The organism is Streptomyces sp. NPDC104761 (assembly GCF_055583445.1).
The window spans coordinates 272,644-293,245 of the sequence record NZ_JBVJNZ010000012.1; the positions used below are offsets into that span (position 1 = coordinate 272,644).

Below are 20,602 nucleotides of genomic sequence, written 5' to 3' on the forward strand. Positions count from 1 at the left end.
CGCGGAGTTCCTCCCCCAGCCCTCGGCCGGGGTGCCCCCAGCGCTCCTGGCGGGGCGCCGCACACCAGCTCAGCCCGGAATCGGGCCCGGACGCACGGTGAGGTCGTTGATCTCCGCGTCCCCGGGCAGGTCCAGGGCGGTCAGGATCGTGGTCGCCACCGACTCCGGGTCGATCCAGCGCGCCGGGTGGTACTCCTTGCCCTCCTGCTGGTGGACCTTGGCCTGCATCGGGCTCGCCGTGCGGCCCGGGTAGACCGAGGTGACGCGGACGCCGTTGCCGTGCTCCTCGGCGCGGAGGGAGTCGGCGAGGGCCTTCAGGCCGTGCTTGGAGGCCGCGTACGCCGACCAGTTCGCGTGCGCGTTGAGGCCGGCGCCGGAGTTCACGAACAGCACGTGACCGCGGGCGGCGCGGAGCTGGGGCAGGAAGTGCCGGGTCAGCTCGGCCGGTGCGATCAGGTTGACGTTGAGCTGGTGGCGCCAGGACTTCGGGGTCAGCTCGCCGACCTCGCCCAGGTCGACGACGCCGGCGATGTGCAGCAGCGAGTCCACCCGGTCCGGGAGGCTCTGGTGGGAGAAGGCCCAGGAGAGCCTGTCCGGGTCGGCCAGGTCGCCGACCAGGGTGCGGGCGCCGGGGAACCCTGCGGCCAGTTCCTTCGCTCGGCCCGCGTCGCGCGCGTGCAGTACGACGTCGTCCCCGCGCGCGTGCAGGCGCCGGGCCACGGCGGCGCCGATGCCGGAACCGGCGCCGGTGATCACATGAGTTGCCATGGGGGCCATGCTCGCATCAGCGGGTGCCGCGGCCTGTCTCCAGGTACGTGAGCGCCTCGGCGGGTTCCTCCGCGAAGAACATCAGCTCCGCCAGGGGGCGGGGCAGGAAGCCCTCCTCCTCCATGCGGTGGAACTGCTGCTGCAGGCCGTCGTAGAAGCCGGCGGTGTTGAGCAGGACGACGGGTTTGTCGGTGCGGCCGTGCTTCTTCAGCTCCAGGATCTCGGTGGCCTCGTCGAGGGTGCCGGTGCCGCCGACCATGATGACCACGGCGTCGGCCCTCTCCAGGAGCAGTCGCTTGCGTTCGGCGAGGTCGGCCGCGATGACCATCTCGTCGGCGCCGGGGCGGGCCTTGTTGGCGAGGAACTCGACGGAGATGCCGATCAACTTGCCGCCGGCTTCCTGGACGCCGTCGGCGACCACTTTCATGAGGCCGACGTTGGAACCGCCCCAGACCAGGGAGTGGCCGCCCTTGCCGATGAGTTCCGCGAAGTCGCGGGCGGGGCGGGTGTAGCGGTCGTCCAGATCTGCCGCGGAGAGGAAGACACAGATTCGCATGCGGTCAGGGTATGCACCGACCACGGGCGACCGCGGGTGCGTGGGGCTGATCGCGCAGTTCCCCGCGCCCCGGGGGAAAGAAGCTGGTCCTCGGGAACAAGCGGGCGTCCGCCGGTGTCACCCCTACATGGCCTCAGGACACACGATCACCATCGAGAACAGCGACCAGCACGTGCGCGTGACGCACGGCGATCTGGTCCTCGCCGAGAGCGACCAGGCTCTTCTGCTCCACGAGACCGGCTGTCCGCCGCGTTACTACATCCCCGCCGAGGACGTCCGCCTGGACCTCCTCACGCCCTCCGAGACGCACACCGTCTGCCCCTTCAAGGGGACCGCCTCCTACTGGTCCCTGCCGGACGCGCCCGACCTGGTCTGGGCGTATCCGGAGCCGAAGGCGGACGTCGCCCAGATCAAGGACCACCTCTGCTTCTACGAGGTGGACGTCACCGGCTGACGCCGGACGGTCGAGGCGATCGTCGCCGAGCCGACGACGCGGGTGTCGTCGTACAGGACGATCGCCTGGCCGGGGGCGACGCCGCGGACCGGCTCGGTGAACGTGACGTGCAGTTCGCCGTCGGCCGGCTCGGCGCGCACCTCGGTCTCGCCGCCGTGGGCGCGGAGCTGGGCGGTGTAGACGCCGGGGGCGGTGGGGGCGGTCCCGCACCAGCGGGGCTTGATCGCGGTGAGGCCGGTGACGTCGAGGGCGTCGGCCGGGCCGACCGTCACCGTGTTGTCCACCGGCGAGATGTCGAGGACGTAGCGGGGCTTGCCGTCGGGGGCGGGGTGGCCGATCCGCAGGCCCTTGCGCTGGCCGATGGTGAAGCCGTACGCGCCCTCGTGGGTGCCGACCTTGGTGCCGGACTCGTCGACGATGTCGCCCTCGGCCTTGCCGAGCCGCCGGGCGAGGAAGCCCTGGGTGTCACCGTCGGCGATGAAGCAGATGTCGTGCGAGTCGGGCTTCTTGGCGACCGCGAGGCCCCGGCGCTCGGCCTCGGCGCGGATCTCGTCCTTCGTGGTGAGGGTGTCGCCGAGCGGGAAGAGGGCGTGGGCGAGCTGCCGCTCGTCCAGGACGCCGAGCACGTACGACTGGTCCTTCGCCATGTCGGAGGCGCGGTGCAGCTCGCGGGAGCCGTCGGGGAGCGTCACGATCTTCGCGTAGTGGCCGGTGCAGACGGCGTCGAAGCCGAGCGCGAGGGCCTTGTCCAGCAGGGCCGCGAACTTGATCTTCTCGTTGCAGCGCAGGCACGGGTTGGGGGTGCGGCCCGCCTCGTACTCGGCGACGAAGTCCTCGACGACGTCCTCGCGGAAGCGGTCGGCGAGGTCCCAGACGTAGAACGGGATGCCGATGACGTCGGCGGCCCGGCGGGCGTCGCGGGAGTCCTCGATGGTGCAACAGCCCCGGGCGCCCGTGCGGAAGGACTGCGGGTTCGCGGAGAGCGCGAGGTGGACGCCGGTGACGTCGTGACCGGCCTCGGCCGCGCGGGCGGCGGCGACGGCGGAGTCCACGCCGCCCGACATGGCGGCGAGGACGCGGAGGGGGCGGGTGGGCTGCGGGGTGTCAGTCATAGCCCCTCCAGGGTACGGGGAGGCGGGAACCAGGGCCCGCGAGTATCCGTTGGAGATCGCATGGGGGCGAATCAGGCAGTGGCGGGGGACGGTGACCGCAGGCTCGGGCGGCGGGCGCTGCTGGTGGGCGGGGCGGCGGCCGCCGCGGGCACGGTGGCGCTGACCAGGGACGAGCTGTCGCGGCTCTACTGGCGGCTGCCGGGGGTGCGCAAGGCGCGGGTGGCGGGCGCGGTGGACTTCACGGGCGCGCGCTGGGTGGCGGCGTCCCCGGCGAACTACCGGACGGCGGACCGGCCGTCCGACTACCCGGTCGACCGGGTGGTCATCCATGTCACCCAGGGCGGCTACGCGAGCGCGGTGAAGGCCTTCCAGGACCCGGCGCACCAGGCGGCGGCGCACTACATCGTGCGCAAGGACGGGCGGATCACCCAGCTGGTCCGCGAGCTGGACGTGGCGTTCCACGCGGGCAACAGGTCGTACAACGAGCGCAGTGTCGGGATCGAGCACGAGGGGTTCGTGGACCGCCCGGAGGACTTCACCGACGCGATGTACGCGGCCTCGGCGCGGCTGACGGCCGCGATATGCCGGCGGTACGGGATGACCGTGGACCGCGAGCACGTGATCGGTCATGTGGAGGTGCCGGGCACGGATCACACCGATCCGGGAAAGCACTGGGACTGGGGTCGTTACATGGGGCTTGTTCGGCGCGTCGGACAGGCCTGATTCCCGGTTCCACCTGTTTCTCAATCGTTATCCTGTGCCCGTGCTGCACGCCGTCTGTGTCCGTTGCGTCCCGCACCCCGGGCACTAGCTGCGGCTGCTCAACTAGCCCTTTTTCCAAGGGAGTTAGGAATCACCGTCATCCACGGCCGTCTCACAGTCCCCCCGGTCCCCTCCTAACTTCGCCTCAGATTTCACACAGTCCACAGGTCAAACATCCAGGGCCATGACCCACACCACGGATCCCGCCTTCGAGGCGGACGGAGACGAAGAGCAGCAGGCCACCGGCGGCCGGCGGCGGCGTGCCAAGGGCGCGGAGCACTCCAAGGCGGCGCGTGTCACCGACGCCGAGCACTCCAAGGACCAGACGGCCAAGCGCGGCAAGGGCGTTCACCGGCGGAAGTTCCTCGGCGGCATGGCCGGCGTCGGCCTGGGCGCCGTCGCCGCGGCCGGTTCCACCTTCGCCCTGCTGACCGACGCCAAGGGCAACAAGGCCGGTGCGGCGACCAACACCGCGACCCTGTCCATCCCGGACCTCCTGGAGGGCACCACCTCCGACAGCACCACCACCTTCACCCTGGAGGCGAAGACCGGCAGCGCCGAGGTGCTCAGCGGCGTCACCAGCACCACCGCCGGCTACAACCAGTCCTTCCTCGGCCCGACCATGAAGTGGACCAAGGGCAACACGAACGTCCTCAACATCACCAACAGCCTGGGCGAGGACACCACGGTCCACTTCCACGGCGCGCACGTCCCGGCCAAGATGGACGGCGGTCCGCAGGTCGCCTTCTCCGACGGGGAGACCTGGTCGCCGACCTTCACGGTCAAGGACGAGCCGATGACGCTCTGGTACCACCCGCACGCGCTGGGCACCACGGCGAAGCAGGCGGTGCACGGCCTGGCCGGCATGATCATCGTCGACGACAGCTCCAACACCACCAGCGCCGATCTGCCCACCACCTACGGCACCGACGACATCCCGCTGATCTTCCAGTGCCTCGCGGTGGACGCCGACGGCGACATCAAGTACGACCTCACCGGCTACCTCAGCAGCGGCCTGAGCTACCCGCTGCTGGTCAACGGCACCAACGTCGACGACACCACTCTCACCTTCACCGCGACCAAGACCCGGACCCGGTTCCGGCTGCTCAACGCCTCGCCGTCGGACATCATCACCATCCAGCGCAGCGACGGCGGCACGATGACCCAGATCGCCACCGACCAGGGCTACCTGGCCGAGGCGGCGGACGTGACCACGATCCGGCTGGTGGCGGGCGCCCGCGCCGAGATGGTGATGGACATGTCGGACGACGTCACCCTGCAGGCGGTCATCACCACCGGCTGGGTGCGCGGCGGCAGCGGCACGTACGACTTCCTGGCGGTCACCGCGAGCGGCACCGACACCCCGGACGACCTGCCGAGCTCACTGCGGACCATCGACCGGTACGACACCAGCGACTTCACCGCGCGGACCATCACGCTCGGCCAGTCCGGTACGACGATGCTGATCAACGGCTCGGCCGGGACGAGCATGTCCTCCATGGCCATGATCAGCACCACGCTGGGGTCCAAGGAGATCTGGACGATCAAGAACAGCACGCAGCTGGAGCACTCGTTCCACCTGCACGACGTGCCGTACCAGCTGATCTCCGTCAACGGCGAGGACCCGACCGGCGTCGAACTCGGCTGGTACGACACCTACGAGGTGGTCGGCGGCGGCTCCATCGAGATCGCCATGGAGTTCACGGACTTCTCCGACGACACGTACATGTACATGCTCCACTGCCATCTGCTGCAGCACGAGGACGAGGGCATGATGGCCGCCCTCATGGTCACGGACAGCTAGCCGCCGTCCGGGCCTGCCGAGCAGGCTGCCGCCGGCAGTGGAAGTGCCGGCGGCAGCCGTTCGCCGGTCAGCTGAGCCCGGCGGCCCTGGCCCGCTCCACCGCCGGGCCGATCGCCTTCCCGACCGCCTCGACGTCGGCCTGGGTGGAGGTGTGGCCGAGCGAGAAGCGCAGGGTGCCGCGGGCCAGGTCCGGGTCGGTGCCGGTGGCCAGCAGGACATGGCTGGGCTGGGCGACCCCGGCGGTGCACGCGGAGCCCGTCGAGCACTCGATGCCCTGGGCGTCGAGCAGCAGGAGCAGCGAGTCGCCCTCGCAGCCGGGGAAGGTGAAGTGCGCGTTGGCGGGGAGGCGGTCCACCGGGTCGCCGCCGAGGATCGCGTTGGGCACGGCCGTGCGGACGGCGTCGATCAGTGCGTCGCGCAGGGCGCCGATCTCCCGGGCGAACCACTCACGGCGCTCGGCGGCGAGCCGCCCCGCCACCGCGAAGGAGGCGATCGCCGGGACGTCGAGGGTGCCGGAGCGCACGTGCCGCTCCTGGCCGCCGCCGTGCAGGACGGGTACGGGAGTGTACTCACGGCCGAGGAGCAGGGCGCCGATGCCGTACGGGCCGCCGACCTTGTGGCCGGAGACGGTCAGCGCGGCGAGGCCGGAGGAGCCGAAGTCCAGCGGGAGCTGGCCGAAGGCCTGGACCGCGTCGGCGTGCAGCGGGATGCCGAACTCGTTCGCCACGGCGGCGAGTTCACGGACCGGCAGGACCGTGCCGATCTCGTTGTTGGCCCACATGACGGTGGCGAGGGCCACGTCGTCGGGGTTGCGTTCGATCGCCTCGCGCAGCGCCTCGGGGTGGACCCGGCCGTAGGTGTCGACGGGAAGGTACTCGACCGTCGCGCCCTCGTGTTCGCCGAGCCAGTCGACGGCGTCCAGGACCGCGTGGTGTTCGACGGGGCTGGCCAGGACCCGGGTGCGGGCCGGATCGGCGTCGCGGCGGGACCAGTAGAGGCCCTTGACCGCGAGATTGTCGGCCTCGGTGCCGCCGGAGGTGAGGACGACCTCGCTGGGGCGGGCGCCGAGCGCTTCCGCGAGGGTCTCCCTTGATTCCTCGACCGTGCGGCGGGCCGTGCGGCCGGAGGCGTGCAGGGAGGACGCGTTACCGGTGACGCGGAGGGCGGCGGTGAGTGCTTCCACCGCTTCCGGAAGCATCGGGGTCGTGGCTGCGTGGTCGAGGTAGGCCATGGTGGGGTCGATTCTACGGGGGGCGGGGTAAGGGTCGCCCAGCCGCCGTAGGTGGCCTGTGCGGGTGTGCGGGTGCCGGTAGTTCGTGGCTGGTCGCGCAGTTCCTCCCCCGTCTACAGGCTCCAGGAGACCGTGTTCGAGGCCGCCATCGCGATCGCCAGGACCGCGAGGTCCGCCACGCCGAGCGCCAGGCCCAGGTATGCGCGGCCCCTGCGGGCGGTGCCGCGCCACAGGGCGACCAGGGACAGAATGATCGCGATCGGGCCCAGGAACAGGTTCAGGACCAGGAGGCCCAGCAGGCCCAGGATGAAGGACGCCACGGCCATGCCGTCGGCGTCGCGGGTGCCGGTGCGGGTCTCGGGGCGGGGGGTGGCGGGGGCGGTGAGTTGCATCATGCTCAGCTCCTCAAGTGAGCGGGGACGGAAGGTCAGTTGGCCGAGGTGTGGCGGCGGCGGGCGAGGCGCTCGCGGAGTGCGAAGACGGCCAGCCAGACGACGATCACGGCGGCGAGGCCCGCGGTGACGTCGAGCGGGGCGTGGGCCACGGTGCCCAGCACCACGCCGAGCAGCATGAGTGCGGCGACGAGGAACAGCATGGGTTCGATCCCCCTCCGTTACATTTGGGTGAACGGTTGTAGTAACAGTTGTTCACTGACTTCGAGTCTAGCAACTCGCACGGCTTTTCAATTCCGGAGAACAGTTGTTAACTGGATGACATGAGTCACACCTTCGGCATCCGACAGGCCCAGAAGCAGAAGACCCGCCAGGCCTTCCTGGACGCGGCGCTCGCCCTGCTGGAGGAGCAGAGCCTGAGCAGCCTGGGACTGCGCGAGGTCACCCGGGCCGTGGGCGTCGCCCCGACCGCCTTCTACCGGCACTTCCGCTCGACGGCCGACCTCGGCGTCGCCCTCGTCGACGAGGCGCTGGGCAGCCTGCATCCGATGGTCCGCACGACGGTCGCCACGGGCGGCGCGGAGCGCATCACCCGGGCCGTGCAGCTGATCGCCGACCACGTGGCCGCGCACCCGGCGCACGTCCGGTTCATCGCCCGGGAGCGGCACGGCGGGGTGCAGCCGGTGCGCGAGGCGATCCGGGCCCAGCTCGCCCGGTTCGCCGAGGAGATCAAGACCGAGCTGGCCAAGGATCCCGAGGCCGAGGGCTGGAACGACGACGACCTGCTGATGCTCGCCCACCTCTACGTGGACCAGATGCTCATCACCGCCTCCCTGTTCCTGGAGACGCTGGAGTCCCCGGAGTCCCCGGAGTCCCCGGAGTCCCCGGAGTCGGCCGAGTCCTCCGAGGCGGAGCGGCAGCGCGTCGTCCGGCTCGCCACCCGGCAGTTGCGGCTGATCAGCCTCGGCCGGCAGCACTGGCTGGACTGAGCCGAGCGCTCCGCTGGAAGCGCCGCAGCAGGCCGTCAGTCTGCTGCGGCGCCGTCGTGGCCGATCGCGCAGTTCCTCGCGCCCCTTACGGGGCGCTGCCCAACCGTACGACCCCTGCGGTCAGCTCTTCGTCGCCTGTGCGGTCGGTGCCCCGCTGGGCGCCGCGCCGCCCGCGCCGGGGCCGCCCTGACCGCCGCAGCCGCCGCCCATGCCGCCGCCGGGGCCGCCCTGGCCGCCGGCGCCCGGGCCGCCGCTCGGCATGCCGGTGGGGGTGCCCGTCGGCTTGACGGTCGAGTTGCCGGTCGGCGCGCCGCTGGGCCTGCCCGACGCGTTGCCGGTGGGCATGCCGGTCGGCTGCTGACAGCTCTGCCCGCCGGAGGTGCCGCTGCCGGAGGACGACGACGAGTCGCCCGAACCGCCGCACGCGGTCAGCAGCAGCGGGGACAGCGCGAGCAGAGCCACGGCGGGGACGAGACGTACACGCTTCATGAGAGACAACTCCATTGAGGATGAGGGAGTCCTGAGGAGTCGCACTCAATCAACGGCGCTTAAGGCCTTCTTGGGCCCGCACTGTTCGCCGCCTGTCAGGGAGGTAAAGCGCTCTCCAAGAGGCGCCGCTGACCTGGTAGTTCGCTGTACGGCGGCGCCTACTCGCTGGTACACGCCCGTGACAGAACGGGGTTCGCGCCGTCGAAACGGTGATACGCCCGTCCGGGGCCGGGGTCAGCCGAGGCGGACGCGGGCCAGCTGGCGGGACTGGGCCACCAGGCGGTCCTCGGCGTCCCAGACCTCGGCGTCCTCCTCCAGGAACCCGCCGGCCAGGTTGCGGGTGGTGACGGAGACGCGCAGCGGGCCCGGGGCGGGGCGGTGGCGGACGTGGACGGTGAGCTCGACCGTGGGCACCCAGCCCTTGAGACCGATCTCGAACGCGGTCGGCGGCAGCGCGTCCACCGCGAGGAGCAGGGAGAGCGGGTCGGCGTCACGGCCGTCCGCAAGCCCGAACCAGGCGCGCATCTCGCCCTTGCCGGAGGGCGCGCCGAGGGCCCAGCCGAGGGTGGCGGGGTCCAGCTTGAGCATCAGGCGCTCGGTGATGGCGGAGCTGCCGTCGACCGGGGCGGGGCCGTCCTCCGGGCCGAAGCAGTGCTCCATGGCCGGGATCGCGGGCGGGGTCGCCGTCGTACGGACGTCGTCGGGGAGGGCGGCGAGGTCGCCGTAGGAGGCGAGGACGCGGATGCGTTCGACCTCGTTGCCCTCGTCGTCGTACTGGAAGAGCGAGGCCTGGCCGGTGGAGAGGGTGCGGCCGGTGCGGACGGTGTCCGTGCGGATCACGGCCGGGCCCGGCTGGGACGCGGTCAGGTAGTGCGCGGAGACGGTGAACGGGTCGGGGTGCGGCAGCGTGTCCGCGAGCGCCCGGCCGAGCACGGCGAGCAGGTAGCCGCCGTTGACGGCGCTGATGATGGTCCAGCCGGCCGAGAGGTCGATGTCGTAGACGCCGGGAGCGCGCCGGGTGACCGCGGTGTCGCGGTCGAACTCGCTGTCACCGATCACGGCCCGCGTGGATGCTTCTGACATGCCTGAACAGTACAAGATGTGATTACTAAGCGGTAGCTTTTGTGATCCACGCACCAGCGGTCCGGCCGCCGGCCGACCGGTAAGGGCTCCGTCCGCCGAGTGAGGTTCCGGCAATTTCTAGGTAAGTGTCCGGACACGTCCGTAACCCGGAGCCCTGGATTCCCCTCTATGGGGACATGAGCCTCACCGGGACTCCGTTCCTCTACACGACCATCGTCCTGTCCGTGGTCGCCCTCATACTGCCGCTCGTCCTGTGGTCGAGGATGCGCGGACCCAAGGCCGTCCGCGCCGCGGCCCGGATCCTGATGCTCCTGTTCGCGCAGGCCACCGCGGTCACGCTGATCTTCGTGCTGGTCAACAACGAGAACAACCTGTACGACAACTGGGCCGACCTCCTCGGCACCGGCGACCACGTCCAGCAGGCCGCAAACCTCGGCCAGGACGGTACCGGCGGCATAGCGCTGAAACGGCTGCCGAAGGTGAAGCAGGCCTTCTCGGCGGCCGACGGGCCGGGCATGCGGGCGGCCGGCGGGGTCGAGGTCACCCAGCTCAAGGGCAGGGTCTCGGGCGTCAACGCCGAGGTCTACGTCTGGCTGCCGCCCCAGTACCACCAGGCCGCCTACCGCAACCACCGCTTCCCGGTCGTGGAGCTGCTGCCCGGCTACCCCGGCTCGGCCAAGGCCTGGTTCGGTTCGCTGAAGGTCACCGAGCAGCTGGAGCCGCTGATGAGGAGCGGCAAGGTCGCGCCGTTCATCCTGGTCGCGCCGCGCACCAACCTGCTGGCCGGGGTGGACACCGGCTGCGCCAACATCCCGGGCACGGTCAACGCGGACAGCTGGCTCAGCATCGACGTGCCGAAGATGGTGACCGACAACTTCCGCGCCGCGGCCGCCCCCGCCAACTGGGCCGTGGCCGGCTACTCGGCGGGAGCGCACTGCGCGGTCAAGCTGGCGGTCGCCCATCCGGACCGCTACCGGGCCGCGATCAGCCTGTCCGGCTACAACGACCCGATCGGCGAGCGCAACTCGCTCGCCGCCCAGAGCGTGACCCTGCGCGAGCAGAACAACCCCTACCTGCTGCTGCGCAAGGCGGTCAGCCCGCCCCGGATCGCGCTCTACATCTCCGGCGAGTCCGGCGACGGCTACCAGGCCGGAGTCGCGCTGGAGCAGATCGCCAAGGCCCCGACGACCGTGCACGTGGTGTACCTGCCGCGCAGCGCGGGCGGCCACAACATGGCGTTGTGGCGGCCCCAGGTGCCGACGGTCTTCGAGTGGCTCACGCTCAACCTGGGCCAGAGCCACGTTCGGGGTGGGGCTACTCCTCCCGAACCGTCGAACGCCGATTCCACGCACGCGGCGCTCGCCAGTGGTAGCGCATCGCGAGCAGGCGCAGTACGAAAGCGGTGACCACCGCGAGCCCGCTCGTGAACGGGGTCAGCGCGTCGTAGTGGATGCACAGCACCACCGTCGTCGCCCCGACGATCGCCGGGACCGCGTACAGGTCGCGGTCCCAGCGCAGCAGCGAGGGAACCTCGTTGGCGAGCACGTCCCGGAGCACGCCACCGCCGACCGCGGTGGCGAGCCCCAGGGCGGCGGAGGCGGTGAGGTTGAGGCCGTAGGAATAGGCCTTGGTCGTGCCGCTGACCGCGAACAGGCCGAGGCCGGCCGCGTCGAAGACCAGGACCGACGACTGGATCCGCTCGACGTGCGGGTGCAGGAAGAACACCACCAGGGCGGCGATGAGCGGGGTGATGAAGTACCCGAGGTCCGTGAAGGCGGCCGGGGGGACCGCCCCGATGATCACGTCCCGGAAGATCCCCCCGCCCAGCGCCGTGACCTCGGCCATCACCCCGATGCCGAAGACGTCGAAGTTCTTGCGGACGGCCAGCAGCGCGCCGGAGATGGCGAACACGAAGATGCCGATGACGTCGAGCGTGTGCTGGACGGAGGGAGAGAAGAGTTGCTGGAGCTGCACCCTGACATTGTGACCTGCCAGGGTGCATGAACCTTACAAACCCAGGCCTACAGGGCGGGTTTCCCTGCGGTGAAGAGCCAGGCCTGGAAGAGGTCGTCCAGTTGCTGCCCGCTGACCTTCTCCGCGAGGCGAATGAAGTCGGCGGTGTCGGCGTTGCCGTAGCGGTGCAGCTTCGTCCAGGCCGGGAGCAGCTTGAAGAAGGCCGTGTCGCCGATGCGCTCGCGCAGCATCTGCAGGGTCATCGCGCCGCGCTGGTAGACGGCCGAGGCGAACATGGTGTCGCGCTGCGGGTCGGCGACGGTGATCTGCCAGAAGGGGTTGTCGGCGGCCCGGGAGTTGTAGGCGGCGAGGAACGAGTCGTGGGCGGACCTGGTGCCCTGGTGCTCCGCCCACAGCCACTGGGCGTAGGTGGCGAAGCCCTCGTTGAGCCAGATGTCCTTCCACTGCGCCACGCTCACCGAGTCGCCGAACCACTGGTGGGCCAGCTCGTGCACGATCGTGGTCTCGCTGCGCACCGCCGAGTAGGCCGGCTTGCTCTGCACCTCCAGCGAGAACCCGGCCTCCGGCATGTCGTCGACGATGGCCCCGGTCTCCTCGAAGGGGTACGGCCCGAAGAGCTGCGACCAGTAGTCGGTCGCGGCGGCGGTGACGGCGTACACGTCGACGTTGTTGCTGTTCGCGAGGACCGGGTCGATGGCGACGTAGATGGGAATGCCGGAGGGGGTCTTCCCGGTCCGCACGTCGAACTTCCCGATGGTGGCGGTGGCGAGGTAGGTCGCCATCGGCTTCGACTCGCGCCAGTGCGTGTACGTCGAGCCGCCCTTGTCGTACGTCGACACCAGCCGGCCGTTGGAGACACCGGTCAGGCCCTGGGGCGCCTTGATCCGGATGTCGTAGGTGGCCTTGTCGGCGGGGTGGTCGCTGGACGGGAACCAGGTGGAGGCGGCGTTGGGCTCGCAGGCGACGAAGACGCCGTCGGCGGTCTTCATCCAGCCGTAGTCGGAGCCGAAGACGATGGGGCCGTTGAGGGGCTCGGGTATCCCGCCGTAGGTGACGGAGACGGTGAAGTCGCGGCCCTTGCGGAGCGCGTCCCTCGGGGTGACGGTGATCTCGTCGCCGGCGCGCGTGAACTCGGCGCGTCTGCCGTTCACTTCGACCTTCGCGACCTCCAGCTTCTGCAGGTCGAGGTCGAAGGCGGAGAGGTTCTGGGTGGCACGGGCGGTGAGCGTGGTACGGCCGTCGAGGCGGCCGGTGTCCGGGGCGTAGGCCACGTCGAGGTCGTAGTGGCGGGCGTCGAAGCCACCGTTGCCGAGCTGCGGGAAGTAGGGGTCGCCGATGCCGTCGGCGCCCGGGGTGGGGGCGGGGGCGGCCGCGACGACAAGGAAGGAGCCCGCCGCGATCGCGAGGGCCCCTAAACGTGCCGAACGGGAGAAGGCCATGGGTCGTCCCTTCGGTGCATGGTCCGATTCGGTCGGATACGCCGAACCCTCTCCCCTGCCGTTCGGTCATGTACACGACTTTACCAACTTGTCATGAACCACTGCGCTGTTGACTCCTGTCGCCGTGCGCGAACCCGGAAATCAGCACACCGGAGCATCAAGGGAGTTGGGGAGAAATTTGCCAGAGATTACATGGCGTAAAACGGCAACCTCAATTCTTGCTCAATCCCGCCGGAACTCAATTGACCGACCTCTGTCAACTTCATACGCTCGCTCGTGCTTGACGGTTTACGCCACAGCGAAAACCGGACAACTCAACTGGGGGATTTTCCATGCGCAAGAGAGCGATGCTGGCCGCGTTCGTCATGGCCGGGACGGTGCCCGTCGTCGCGGGGGCGGCGCCGGCGTCGGCGACCGTCGTCACCCCGAAGTCGTGCCCGATCACCTACGGGGTGCTCATCAAGTCGCACACGGCATACAGGCTCCCCGCGAAGGGCGCCTACTACAAGGACGGCCCGGGCGGGACCATCTCGGCCTCGGTGACCAAGGCCACCACCATCTCGTACAGCCTCTCCACCTCGCTGGAGGTCAGCGCGAGCTACCTCTTCGCCTCGGCCAAGGCCTCCGTGAGCGGCAGCATCACCAAGTCCGTGGCGGTCACGACCGGCCACTCGTACTCGCACAACATCAACGCCCACAAGTACGGCAACCTGCAGTACGGCTCCAACGGCTACAAGGTCGCCTGGGAGTCCAACCGCACCAACCCGAACTGCAGCACGACGGTGCTCGCGTCGGGCACCGCCAAGCTCCCGGCGACCTCGGTCGGCTGGCACTACTGGGAGACGAAGTCCTGACCTGAAAATCGGCCTGCTCCGAAAAGGCCGCCACATACGAAATTCCCCGGCAACCCGAAAGGGCCGCCGGGGAATTCGCGTTGAATGATTCCGACTACTTGTCGCCGCCGCTCTCCGCATTCCCGGACTCGGCGGCCGGCGTCGGTTCCCCGGACTCCCCCGCCTCGGCCTCCGCCTCAGCCTCAGCCTCAGCCTCGGTTTCGGCCTCGGTTTCGGCCTCAGCTTCAGCCTCGGCCTCGGCGATCTCCGCGACCTCCGCCGCAACCGCCGCCGACGTCTCCGCCGACTCCGCGAGGACCTCGTCGGCGACCAACTCGGCCGCTTCCTTGGCCACGGTCAGGAGCACGGTGTCCTGCGGGGCCTGGTCCTCGAAGTTCTCCGGGTGGTGGCAGGCGACCTGCTGTCCGGGCTTCAGCTGGACCAGCTTCGGCTCGGTCGTCCTGCAGATCTCCGTCGCCTTCCAGCACCGGGTGTGGAACCGGCAGCCGCTGGGCGGGGAGATCGGCGAGGGCACGTCGCCCTTGAGCAGGATGCGCTCGCTCTTGGCGTCCTTCCGCTTCGGGTCCGGGATCGGGACCGCCGACATCAGCGCCTTGGTGTACGGGTGCATCGGCGCCTTGTACAGGGATTCCCGGTCGGCGAGTTCGACGATCTTGCCGAGGTACATGACGGCGATGCGGTCCGAGACGTGCCGGACCACCGAGAGGTCGTGGGCGATGATCACGTAGGTGAGGCCCAGTTCCTCCTGGAGGTCGTCCATGAGGTTCACGACCTGCGCCTGGATCGACACGTCCAGCGCGGAGACCGGCTCGTCGGCCACCACCAGCTTCGGCTTCAGCGCGAGCGCGCGGGCGATGCCGATGCGCTGGCGCTGGCCGCCGGAGAACTCGTGCGGGTAGCGGTTGTAGTGCTCGGGGTTGAGGCCGACCACCGACAGCAGCCGCTGCACCTCCTTCTTGATCCCGCCCTCCGGCGTCACGCCCTGGAGCCGGAAGGGGGCTCCGACGATCGTGCCGATGGTGTGGCGCGGGTTCAGCGAGGAGTACGGGTCCTGGAAGATCATCTGCACGTCGCGGCGCAGCGGACGCATGCCGCCGACCCCGAGATGCGTGATGTCCTTGCCCTCGAACTCGATCGTGCCGCCGGTCGGTTCCAGCAGCCGGGTGATCAGCCGGCCCATCGTCGACTTGCCGCAGCCGGACTCGCCCACGACGCCGAGGGTTTCACCGGCCCTGACCTCGAAGTCGAGCCCGTCGACCGCGTGCACGGCGCCGACCTGCCGCTGGAGCAGGCCCTTCTTGATCGGGAAGTGCTTCTGGAGCCCGGTCACCTTGAGCAGGGTCTCGCCCTGGGCGGTGCCCGCGGCGGAGGCGGCACCGTCACTCTGCGCAGGGATGGTCACTGCGGTGTCCTTGGGGTTCTCGCTCACAGCTTCGGCGCAATCTCTTCGGTCCAGATCCGCTCCCGCTGCTCCTGCGTCATGTGGCAGGCGGCCCAGTGCCGGCCGCCGACCTCGGTCAGCTCCGGACGGACCGTGCGGGTGACGTTGTCCTTGGGGACGTCCGCGTACGGGCAGCGCGGGTTGAAGGCGCAACCGGACGGGATGTTGATCAGGGAGGGCGGGGAGCCCTTCACCGGGATCAGGCGCTCCTGCTGCTCACGGTCGAGGCGCGGCATCGAGCCCAGCAGACCCCAGGTGTAGGGGTGCCGGGGCTCGTAGAACACCTTCTCGGCCGGGCCGCGCTCCACACAGCGGCCGCCGTACATCACCAGGATGTCGTCCGCGAGTTCGGCGACGACGCCCAGGTCGTGGGTGATCACGATGACCGCGGAGCCGAACTCCTTCTGCAGGTCCCGGATGAGGTCGAGGATCTGCGCCTGGACGGTCACGTCCAGGGCGGTCGTCGGCTCGTCCGCGATCAGCAGTTCGGGGTTGTTGACCAGCGACATCGCGATCATCGCGCGCTGGCGCATACCGCCGGAGAACTCGTGCGGGTAGTTGTCCACCCGCTTGTCCGGCTGGGGGATGCCCACCCGGTCGAGCATCTCGACCGCGCGCCGCTTGGCGGTCTTCTTGTCGACCTTGTGGTGGATGCGGTACGCCTCCACGATCTGCTGGCCGATCGTGTAGTACGGGTGCAGCGCGGACAGCGGGTCCTGGAAGATCATCGACATCTGCCGGCCGCGGAGCTTGCGCACCTCGTCGGGCGGGCTGCTCAGCAGCTCGGTGCCGTCCAGCCAGATCTCGCCGGATATCTGTGCCTTGCGCTTGCCGTACTGCCCGGCGGTGTGCAGGCCCATGATGCCGAGCGAGGTCACCGACTTGCCGGATCCCGACTCGCCCACGATGCCGAGGGTCTTGCCCTTCTCCAGCTGGAAGGTCAGCCCGTCGACGGACTTGACCAGGCCGTCGTCGGTCGGGAAGTGCACCTTCAGGTCGCGCACTTCCAGGAAGGCCGTCGGAGCGGGCGAGGCGCTCGTGGGCTCGCCCACGGCCGCACCGCTCTTGCTCAGTTCGGTCATGAGAGCCTCACTCGGGGGTCGATCACGGCGTACAGGATGTCCACCACGAGGTTGGCGATCAGCACCGCGAGAGAAGTGATCAGGGTGACGCCCAGGATGATGGGCAGGTCCTGGTTCTTGATGGCGGTCAGCACCGCCTGGCCGAGGCCCGGCAGGCTGAACGTCGTCTCGGTCAGGATCGCGCCGCCGATGAGGGCGCCGAGGTCCATGCCGAGCATGGTCAGGATCGGCGTCATCGTGGAGCGCATGGCGTGCTTGCCGATGACGACCTGTTCCTTGAGGCCCTTCGCGCGTGCCGTGCGGATGTAGTCCTCGCCGAGGATCTCCAGCATGGTGGCACGGGTGATACGGGCGTACATGGCGGCGTAGAGGAAGGCGAGGGTGATCCAGGGCAGGATCATGCCGCCGAGCCAGCCGGAGAAGCTCTGGTCCAGCGGGACGTACTGGCCGTTGATCCAGTTCAGTCCGTAACTGAAGACCGCCAGCGAGAGCAGACCGGTGAAGTAGATGGGCAGGGACACACCGCCGAGCGCGACCACCATGGCCGTGCGGTCCCAGATGCTGCCCCGCTTGAGCGCGGAGAGCACACCCGCCGCGACGCCGAAGACCAGCCACAGCACGGCGGCACCGAGCGCGAGCCCCAGGGTCACCGGGAAGCGGTCGGTGAGCACCGGCCAGACGGCCTGCTCGCTACGGAAGGAGTAGCCGAAGCACGGCGCGGCACAGTGGGTGACGTCACCGCCGCCCGCGTAGGTGCGGCCCACGAAGATGCCCTTGAAGAAGTGCCAGACCTGCACGAAGATCGGGTCGCCCAGACCCAGCTTCTCCCGCACCGCCGCGACGGCGTGAGGGTCGGCCTGCTTGCCCACGAAGCTCGTGGCGATGTCCACGCCCGCCCACTTGGGGACGAGGAAGAAGATGCAGAAGACCACCAGGATGATGACCACCAGCATCACTGCGGCGGCGAACAGCCGCCTGATGAGGTAAGCGAGCACAGCTAACGGCCCGCCGCGGGACCGCGGGCCACCGGAGGTCTTCCGGTGGCCCACGATCCCGCCGCGCCGGCCTTCACCTGCCTTTCGTGCCGTGCGGCGGGTGTGCCGGGATTACTTCGTGGACTTCAGACCGATGTTGACGAAGTCGTAGTAGCCGCTGTACGCGTTCGTCGTGTACACGTTGGCGATACGCGAGGAGCGCCAGTTCAGGAGTCGCTCGAAGGTGAAGGGCAGGTAGTACGCGCCCTCGGTGACCTTGTGGTTGATCTCCGTGGCGATCTGCGTCTTCTTCGTCTCGTCCTGCTGGGCGTTGTACTGGTTGAACAGCCCGTCGATCGTCTTGTCCTTGATCAGGGCGAAGTTGTTGTTACCGCTCTGCAGGATGTAGCTGCTGTCCCACAGCGGGGCACCGAAGCCCTGGACGGTCGGGAAGTCCGCGCCCCAGCCCATGATGATGATGCCGAGCTTCTTCTTCGCGACGTTCGAGGGGGAGCCGATGATGCCGGAGCTCTGCGAACCGTCGTACTGGTAGATGTCGGCCTGGATGCCGACCTTCTTCAGCGCCGCCTGCAGGGACGTGGCCGTGGCCACCTCCTGCTGCTTGTTGTTGCGGACGGCGATGGTGGTCTTGAAGCCGTTCGGCTGACCGCAGGCCTTCAGCGCCTGCTTGGCCAGGTCGTCGTTGCCGGTCTTGTTGGCACCGGAGATCTTGTACGGGTCGTACTTCTGGCCCTCGCCACCTGCGATGGCGGGCGGGAGCATGTTGGTACCGATGTCACCACCGGCGATCGGGCCACCGCGCGCGGTCTGCAGCGACACGTGGTCGGCCGCGTAGATGACCGCCTTGCGGCACTCGATGTTGTCGAACGGCTTGACGCTCTGCGGGAAGACCGCGTAGCGGATGAAGCCGGAGATCGGGTTGTCCAGGTTGCCCTTGTGCTCCTTCAGGGCGATGGTGCGGCCCTGCGGACCCAGACCCGTCTGGCCGGCGTCGATGTCGTAGTCGCCGTTGATCAGGCGCTGGTCCATGTCGGACTGGTTCGAGGAGATGGTCAGCGAGATCTTGTCCGGGTACGCCTTGCGCACCGGGTCGGACGACGCCTTCCAGTTGGTGTTGCGCACCAGCACCAGCTTCTTGCCCGGGCTGTACGACTGGAACTTGTACGGGCCGGAGGAGAAGGGGTGCAGCGTGTACTTCGCCTTGGTGTCCTTGTCCTGGCGGACCGGGGACGCCGTGACCATGGCGAGGACCTGCTTGAAGTCCGCGTTCGCCTTGGGCAGGTGGAAGACGATCGTCTTGGCGTCGGGCGTGGAGATCGCCTTCAGGCCCAGGTGGTCCTTCGAGGTGTCCTTGTAGGGACCCTTGTAGGTGTTGTTGGGGTCGAGCATCTGCTGGAGGTAGATCGGACCGCCGGACAGCACGTCCTGCGCCCAGACCCGCTCGATGCCGTACTTGATGTCCTGGGAGGTGATGGCCTTGCCGTCCTCCCAGGTGATCCCGTCACGCAGGTGGAAGGTGTAGGTCTTGCCGTCGGCCGAGACCTGTCCCATGTCGGTGGCCAGGTCGGGCGTGAGCTCGGCGCCCGCGGCACCCGGCTCGGTCTTGAAGGTGAGCAGCTGACGGCTGTAGTACCGCGAGAAGTCCCACATGAAGCCGTAGTAACCGCGCGTGGTGTCCCAGAAGTCGGCGTCCTGGGCGGAGACGAACTTGAGCTCGCCGCCCTTCTTCACCAGCGAGGCCTGGGCGACCTTGTTGTTCGCCGCGTCGAAGCCGGCGGCGCCGTTCTTCGAACCGCCGTCGCCGCTGCTGTTGCCGCCGCCGCACGCTGCCAAGGCCAGCATGCCGGCTACCGCGGCAGCAGCGGCATACGCCTGCTTACGCCGCCCTGAGGTGCGTTGGGTAGTCACGATCTCGGATCCTCCGGATTAGATGAGAGACCCCGTGTAGATGGCACGGGACGCTTGGGGTAAGGCGGTTCAGCGGGAGCCCTTCGGGTCCAGCGCGTCCCGCACGCCGTCGCCGAAGAGGTTGAAGGCAAGAACGGTGATGAAGATCGCCACGCCGGGGACCACCATGTACATGGGGTCCGAGTCGTAGTAGTCGATCGCGGTGGAGAGCATCTGCCCCCAGGAGGACGTGGGCGGCTTGACGCCCACGCCCAGGAAGCTGAGTGCCGCCTCGGTGAGGATGTTGGTGGGGATCATCATCGTCGTGTAGACGATGATCGGCGCGACCAGGTTGGGCAGCAGTTCCTTGAACAGGATGTAGAAGCGCCCGGCACCCAGCGATCGGGCGGCCTCGACGTACTCGCGCTCACGCATCGAGAGGGTCTGTCCGCGCACCACGCGTCCGATGTACGGCCAGCCGAAGAAGCCGATGACCAGGATCATCACGAAGACACGCACGCTGGAACCGCTCAGCCCCAGCATGTCGTTCGGCATCACGGAGACCAGCGCGATGATGAAGAGCAGCTGCGGGAAGGCCAGCAGACCGTCCATGACACGGCTGATCGCCGAGTCGACCCAGCCGCCGAAGAAGCCGGCCAGGATGCCGAGGACGGTGCCGAGGACGACGGCGACGATCGCGGACAGGAAGCCCACGAGGAGCGAGATCTGGGCGCCGTAGAGGATCCGCGCGAAGATGTCCCGGCCGTTGACGGGCTCGACGCCGAGCAGGTGGTCGCCGCTGATGCCGCCCAACGATCCCTTGGGTGTGCCGAACAGAGGGTCGATGAGGCTCTCGTGGAAGGTGTCCGGATCCTGGCCGACCAGGTTGGCGATCACTGGGGCGAGGACGGCGACCAGGATGAGGAGAAGCACGACGACGCCGCCCGTGAGGGCGAGTTTGTCGCGCTTGAGGCGCTCCCAGGCGATCCGGCCCAGGGAACGTCCCTGCACGGCCTTGTCACCGGCGTTGGCAGCTGCCGCTTCTTCGGCCGCACTCGGGGCCGCCTCCGCGGTCGGCTCGTGCAATGGTGCCGTCATCTGGCAGGGACCCCTCTCAACCGGCTGTAGCCGGCTTGCACTTGCCGCTGGTAGCGGCATGATCGCTCTCTCCTGGGCAGGGTGAAACACCCCATGAAGCGCGAGTCTTCAACGCTGTGGCGACTGGTTGCCAGAGTTGGCGGTGAATGGATGCGCAACCGTGATACGAGCATGTAGTTTCGTTATCCGAAC

The 20,602-nt window shown here is 69.1% G+C and carries 21 protein-coding genes; 6 read left to right on the forward strand and 15 right to left on the reverse strand.

Going from position 1 to position 20,602, the window contains the following annotated elements:
* Window positions 1-69 precede the first annotated feature (69 nt).
* Window positions 70-777: an SDR family oxidoreductase gene (locus tag ACZ63F_RS30255; protein ID WP_469715630.1), complete on the reverse strand. Its 708-nt coding sequence runs from the start codon at window positions 775-777 to the stop codon at window positions 70-72.
* A 7-nt stretch (window positions 778-784) separates the two neighbouring features.
* Window positions 785-1,324, reverse strand: coding sequence for an LOG family protein (locus ACZ63F_RS30260; protein WP_469715632.1), 540 nt, complete (start codon window positions 1,322-1,324; stop codon window positions 785-787).
* Window positions 1,325-1,451: 127 nt separating this feature from the next.
* Here ACZ63F_RS30260 and ACZ63F_RS30265 point away from each other — a divergent pair, with 127 nt between their 5' ends.
* Complete coding sequence (locus tag ACZ63F_RS30265; protein ID WP_093498942.1) at window positions 1,452-1,778, forward strand: DUF427 domain-containing protein; 327 nt, start codon at window positions 1,452-1,454, stop codon at window positions 1,776-1,778.
* Here the strand turns inward: ACZ63F_RS30265 and mnmA are convergent.
* Window positions 1,754-2,890 (reverse strand): tRNA 2-thiouridine(34) synthase MnmA, encoded by a 1,137-nt coding sequence (gene mnmA / locus ACZ63F_RS30270; protein WP_469715634.1) that lies wholly within the window; start codon window positions 2,888-2,890, stop codon window positions 1,754-1,756. The two genes, ACZ63F_RS30265 and mnmA, sit on opposite strands and share 25 nt — an antisense overlap.
* A 60-nt stretch (window positions 2,891-2,950) precedes the next feature.
* On the opposite strand from mnmA, the gene ACZ63F_RS30275 reads away from it, so the two are divergent.
* Window positions 2,951-3,613, forward strand: a complete 663-nt coding sequence (locus ACZ63F_RS30275; protein WP_469715636.1) for an N-acetylmuramoyl-L-alanine amidase — start codon at window positions 2,951-2,953, stop codon at window positions 3,611-3,613.
* 223 nt (window positions 3,614-3,836) lie between these two features.
* Complete coding sequence (locus ACZ63F_RS30280; protein WP_469715638.1) at window positions 3,837-5,456, forward strand: multicopper oxidase family protein; 1,620 nt, start codon at window positions 3,837-3,839, stop codon at window positions 5,454-5,456.
* A 67-nt stretch (window positions 5,457-5,523) separates the two neighbouring features.
* On the opposite strand, the gene ACZ63F_RS30285 is transcribed toward ACZ63F_RS30280, so the two are convergent.
* The 3 genes from ACZ63F_RS30285 to ACZ63F_RS30295 form a co-directional block, all read right to left on the reverse strand.
* On the reverse strand, window positions 5,524-6,687 hold the full coding sequence (locus ACZ63F_RS30285) for a cysteine desulfurase family protein (protein ID WP_469715640.1): 1,164 nt from the start codon (window positions 6,685-6,687) through the stop codon (window positions 5,524-5,526).
* A 113-nt stretch (window positions 6,688-6,800) separates the two neighbouring features.
* The gene (locus tag ACZ63F_RS30290; RefSeq protein ID WP_469715754.1) at window positions 6,801-7,079 is read right to left on the reverse strand and encodes a DUF4190 domain-containing protein; all 279 of its coding nucleotides are present in this window, start codon (window positions 7,077-7,079) and stop codon (window positions 6,801-6,803) included.
* Window positions 7,080-7,114: 35 nt separating this feature from the next.
* Window positions 7,115-7,282 (reverse strand): hypothetical protein, encoded by a 168-nt coding sequence (locus ACZ63F_RS30295; RefSeq protein WP_089098627.1) that lies wholly within the window; start codon window positions 7,280-7,282, stop codon window positions 7,115-7,117.
* Between the two features lie 120 nt (window positions 7,283-7,402).
* Between ACZ63F_RS30295 and ACZ63F_RS30300 the strand changes: the two genes are divergently transcribed.
* Window positions 7,403-8,068 (forward strand): TetR family transcriptional regulator, encoded by a 666-nt coding sequence (locus tag ACZ63F_RS30300; RefSeq protein ID WP_469715642.1) that lies wholly within the window; start codon window positions 7,403-7,405, stop codon window positions 8,066-8,068.
* A 120-nt stretch (window positions 8,069-8,188) separates the two neighbouring features.
* On the opposite strand, the gene ACZ63F_RS30305 is transcribed toward ACZ63F_RS30300, so the two are convergent.
* Both ACZ63F_RS30305 and ACZ63F_RS30310 read right to left on the reverse strand, forming a co-directional pair.
* Entirely contained in the window at window positions 8,189-8,557 is a 369-nt protein-coding gene (locus ACZ63F_RS30305; protein WP_469715644.1) for a hypothetical protein, read from the reverse strand.
* A gap of 234 nt (window positions 8,558-8,791) precedes the next feature.
* Window positions 8,792-9,640: a thioesterase family protein gene (locus tag ACZ63F_RS30310; protein WP_469715646.1), complete on the reverse strand. Its 849-nt coding sequence runs from the start codon at window positions 9,638-9,640 to the stop codon at window positions 8,792-8,794.
* Window positions 9,641-9,816: 176 nt separating this feature from the next.
* Here ACZ63F_RS30310 and ACZ63F_RS30315 point away from each other — a divergent pair, with 176 nt between their 5' ends.
* Window positions 9,817-11,046, forward strand: a complete 1,230-nt coding sequence (locus ACZ63F_RS30315) for an alpha/beta hydrolase (protein WP_469715648.1) — start codon at window positions 9,817-9,819, stop codon at window positions 11,044-11,046.
* Here ACZ63F_RS30315 and ACZ63F_RS30320 read toward each other — a convergent pair.
* Entirely contained in the window at window positions 10,955-11,614 is a 660-nt protein-coding gene (locus ACZ63F_RS30320) for a trimeric intracellular cation channel family protein (protein WP_469715649.1), read from the reverse strand. The genes ACZ63F_RS30315 and ACZ63F_RS30320 overlap by 92 nt on opposite strands.
* 47 nt (window positions 11,615-11,661) lie before the next feature.
* Entirely contained in the window at window positions 11,662-13,053 is a 1,392-nt protein-coding gene (locus ACZ63F_RS30325) for a M1 family metallopeptidase (RefSeq protein WP_469715651.1), read from the reverse strand.
* Between the two features lie 332 nt (window positions 13,054-13,385).
* Here ACZ63F_RS30325 and ACZ63F_RS30330 point away from each other — a divergent pair, with 332 nt between their 5' ends.
* A complete protein-coding gene (locus ACZ63F_RS30330) occupies window positions 13,386-13,907 on the forward strand; it encodes a hypothetical protein (RefSeq protein ID WP_469715653.1) in 522 nt (173 codons plus the stop codon).
* Window positions 13,908-14,001: 94 nt separating this feature from the next.
* Here ACZ63F_RS30330 and ACZ63F_RS30335 read toward each other — a convergent pair whose 3' ends face one another.
* The 5 genes from ACZ63F_RS30335 to ACZ63F_RS30355 all read right to left on the reverse strand — a co-directional run bounded on the left by ACZ63F_RS30335 (window position 14,002) and on the right by ACZ63F_RS30355 (window position 20,410).
* Complete coding sequence (locus tag ACZ63F_RS30335; protein WP_469715655.1) at window positions 14,002-15,309, reverse strand: ABC transporter ATP-binding protein; 1,308 nt, start codon at window positions 15,307-15,309, stop codon at window positions 14,002-14,004.
* A 23-nt stretch (window positions 15,310-15,332) separates the two neighbouring features.
* Window positions 15,333-16,430: an ABC transporter ATP-binding protein gene (locus ACZ63F_RS30340; protein ID WP_352364317.1), complete on the reverse strand. Its 1,098-nt coding sequence runs from the start codon at window positions 16,428-16,430 to the stop codon at window positions 15,333-15,335.
* The gene (locus ACZ63F_RS30345) at window positions 16,427-17,425 is read right to left on the reverse strand and encodes an ABC transporter permease (protein WP_352364319.1); all 999 of its coding nucleotides are present in this window, start codon (window positions 17,423-17,425) and stop codon (window positions 16,427-16,429) included. Before ACZ63F_RS30345 ends, ACZ63F_RS30340 begins: the two co-directional genes overlap by 4 nt.
* Window positions 17,426-17,536: 111 nt before the next feature.
* A complete protein-coding gene (locus tag ACZ63F_RS30350; protein WP_469715659.1) occupies window positions 17,537-19,333 on the reverse strand; it encodes an ABC transporter substrate-binding protein in 1,797 nt (598 codons plus the stop codon).
* A gap of 69 nt (window positions 19,334-19,402) precedes the next feature.
* A complete protein-coding gene (locus ACZ63F_RS30355; protein WP_469715661.1) occupies window positions 19,403-20,410 on the reverse strand; it encodes an ABC transporter permease in 1,008 nt (335 codons plus the stop codon).
* Window positions 20,411-20,602: the final 192 nt, after the last annotated feature.

Coding starts and splice junctions, on each gene's coding strand:
- ACZ63F_RS30315 (WP_469715648.1), top strand. CDS start 9,817: ATGAGCCTCACCGGGACTCCGTTCCTCTACACGACCATCGTCCTGTCC.
- ACZ63F_RS30310 (WP_469715646.1), bottom strand. CDS start 9,640: ATGTCAGAAGCATCCACGCGGGCCGTGATCGGTGACAGCGAGTTCGAC.
- ACZ63F_RS30265 (WP_093498942.1), top strand. CDS start 1,452: ATGGCCTCAGGACACACGATCACCATCGAGAACAGCGACCAGCACGTG.
- mnmA (WP_469715634.1), bottom strand. CDS start 2,890: ATGACTGACACCCCGCAGCCCACCCGCCCCCTCCGCGTCCTCGCCGCC.
- ACZ63F_RS30285 (WP_469715640.1), bottom strand. CDS start 6,687: ATGGCCTACCTCGACCACGCAGCCACGACCCCGATGCTTCCGGAAGCG.
- ACZ63F_RS30260 (WP_469715632.1), bottom strand. CDS start 1,324: ATGCGAATCTGTGTCTTCCTCTCCGCGGCAGATCTGGACGACCGCTAC.
- ACZ63F_RS30255 (WP_469715630.1), bottom strand. CDS start 777: ATGGCCCCCATGGCAACTCATGTGATCACCGGCGCCGGTTCCGGCATC.
- ACZ63F_RS30330 (WP_469715653.1), top strand. CDS start 13,386: ATGCGCAAGAGAGCGATGCTGGCCGCGTTCGTCATGGCCGGGACGGTG.
- ACZ63F_RS30290 (WP_469715754.1), bottom strand. CDS start 7,079: ATGCAACTCACCGCCCCCGCCACCCCCCGCCCCGAGACCCGCACCGGC.
- ACZ63F_RS30340 (WP_352364317.1), bottom strand. CDS start 16,430: ATGACCGAACTGAGCAAGAGCGGTGCGGCCGTGGGCGAGCCCACGAGC.
- ACZ63F_RS30300 (WP_469715642.1), top strand. CDS start 7,403: ATGAGTCACACCTTCGGCATCCGACAGGCCCAGAAGCAGAAGACCCGC.
- ACZ63F_RS30275 (WP_469715636.1), top strand. CDS start 2,951: ATGGGGGCGAATCAGGCAGTGGCGGGGGACGGTGACCGCAGGCTCGGG.
- ACZ63F_RS30280 (WP_469715638.1), top strand. CDS start 3,837: ATGACCCACACCACGGATCCCGCCTTCGAGGCGGACGGAGACGAAGAG.
- ACZ63F_RS30305 (WP_469715644.1), bottom strand. CDS start 8,557: ATGAAGCGTGTACGTCTCGTCCCCGCCGTGGCTCTGCTCGCGCTGTCC.
- ACZ63F_RS30325 (WP_469715651.1), bottom strand. CDS start 13,053: ATGGCCTTCTCCCGTTCGGCACGTTTAGGGGCCCTCGCGATCGCGGCG.
- ACZ63F_RS30295 (WP_089098627.1), bottom strand. CDS start 7,282: ATGCTGTTCCTCGTCGCCGCACTCATGCTGCTCGGCGTGGTGCTGGGC.
- ACZ63F_RS30355 (WP_469715661.1), bottom strand. CDS start 20,410: ATGACGGCACCATTGCACGAGCCGACCGCGGAGGCGGCCCCGAGTGCG.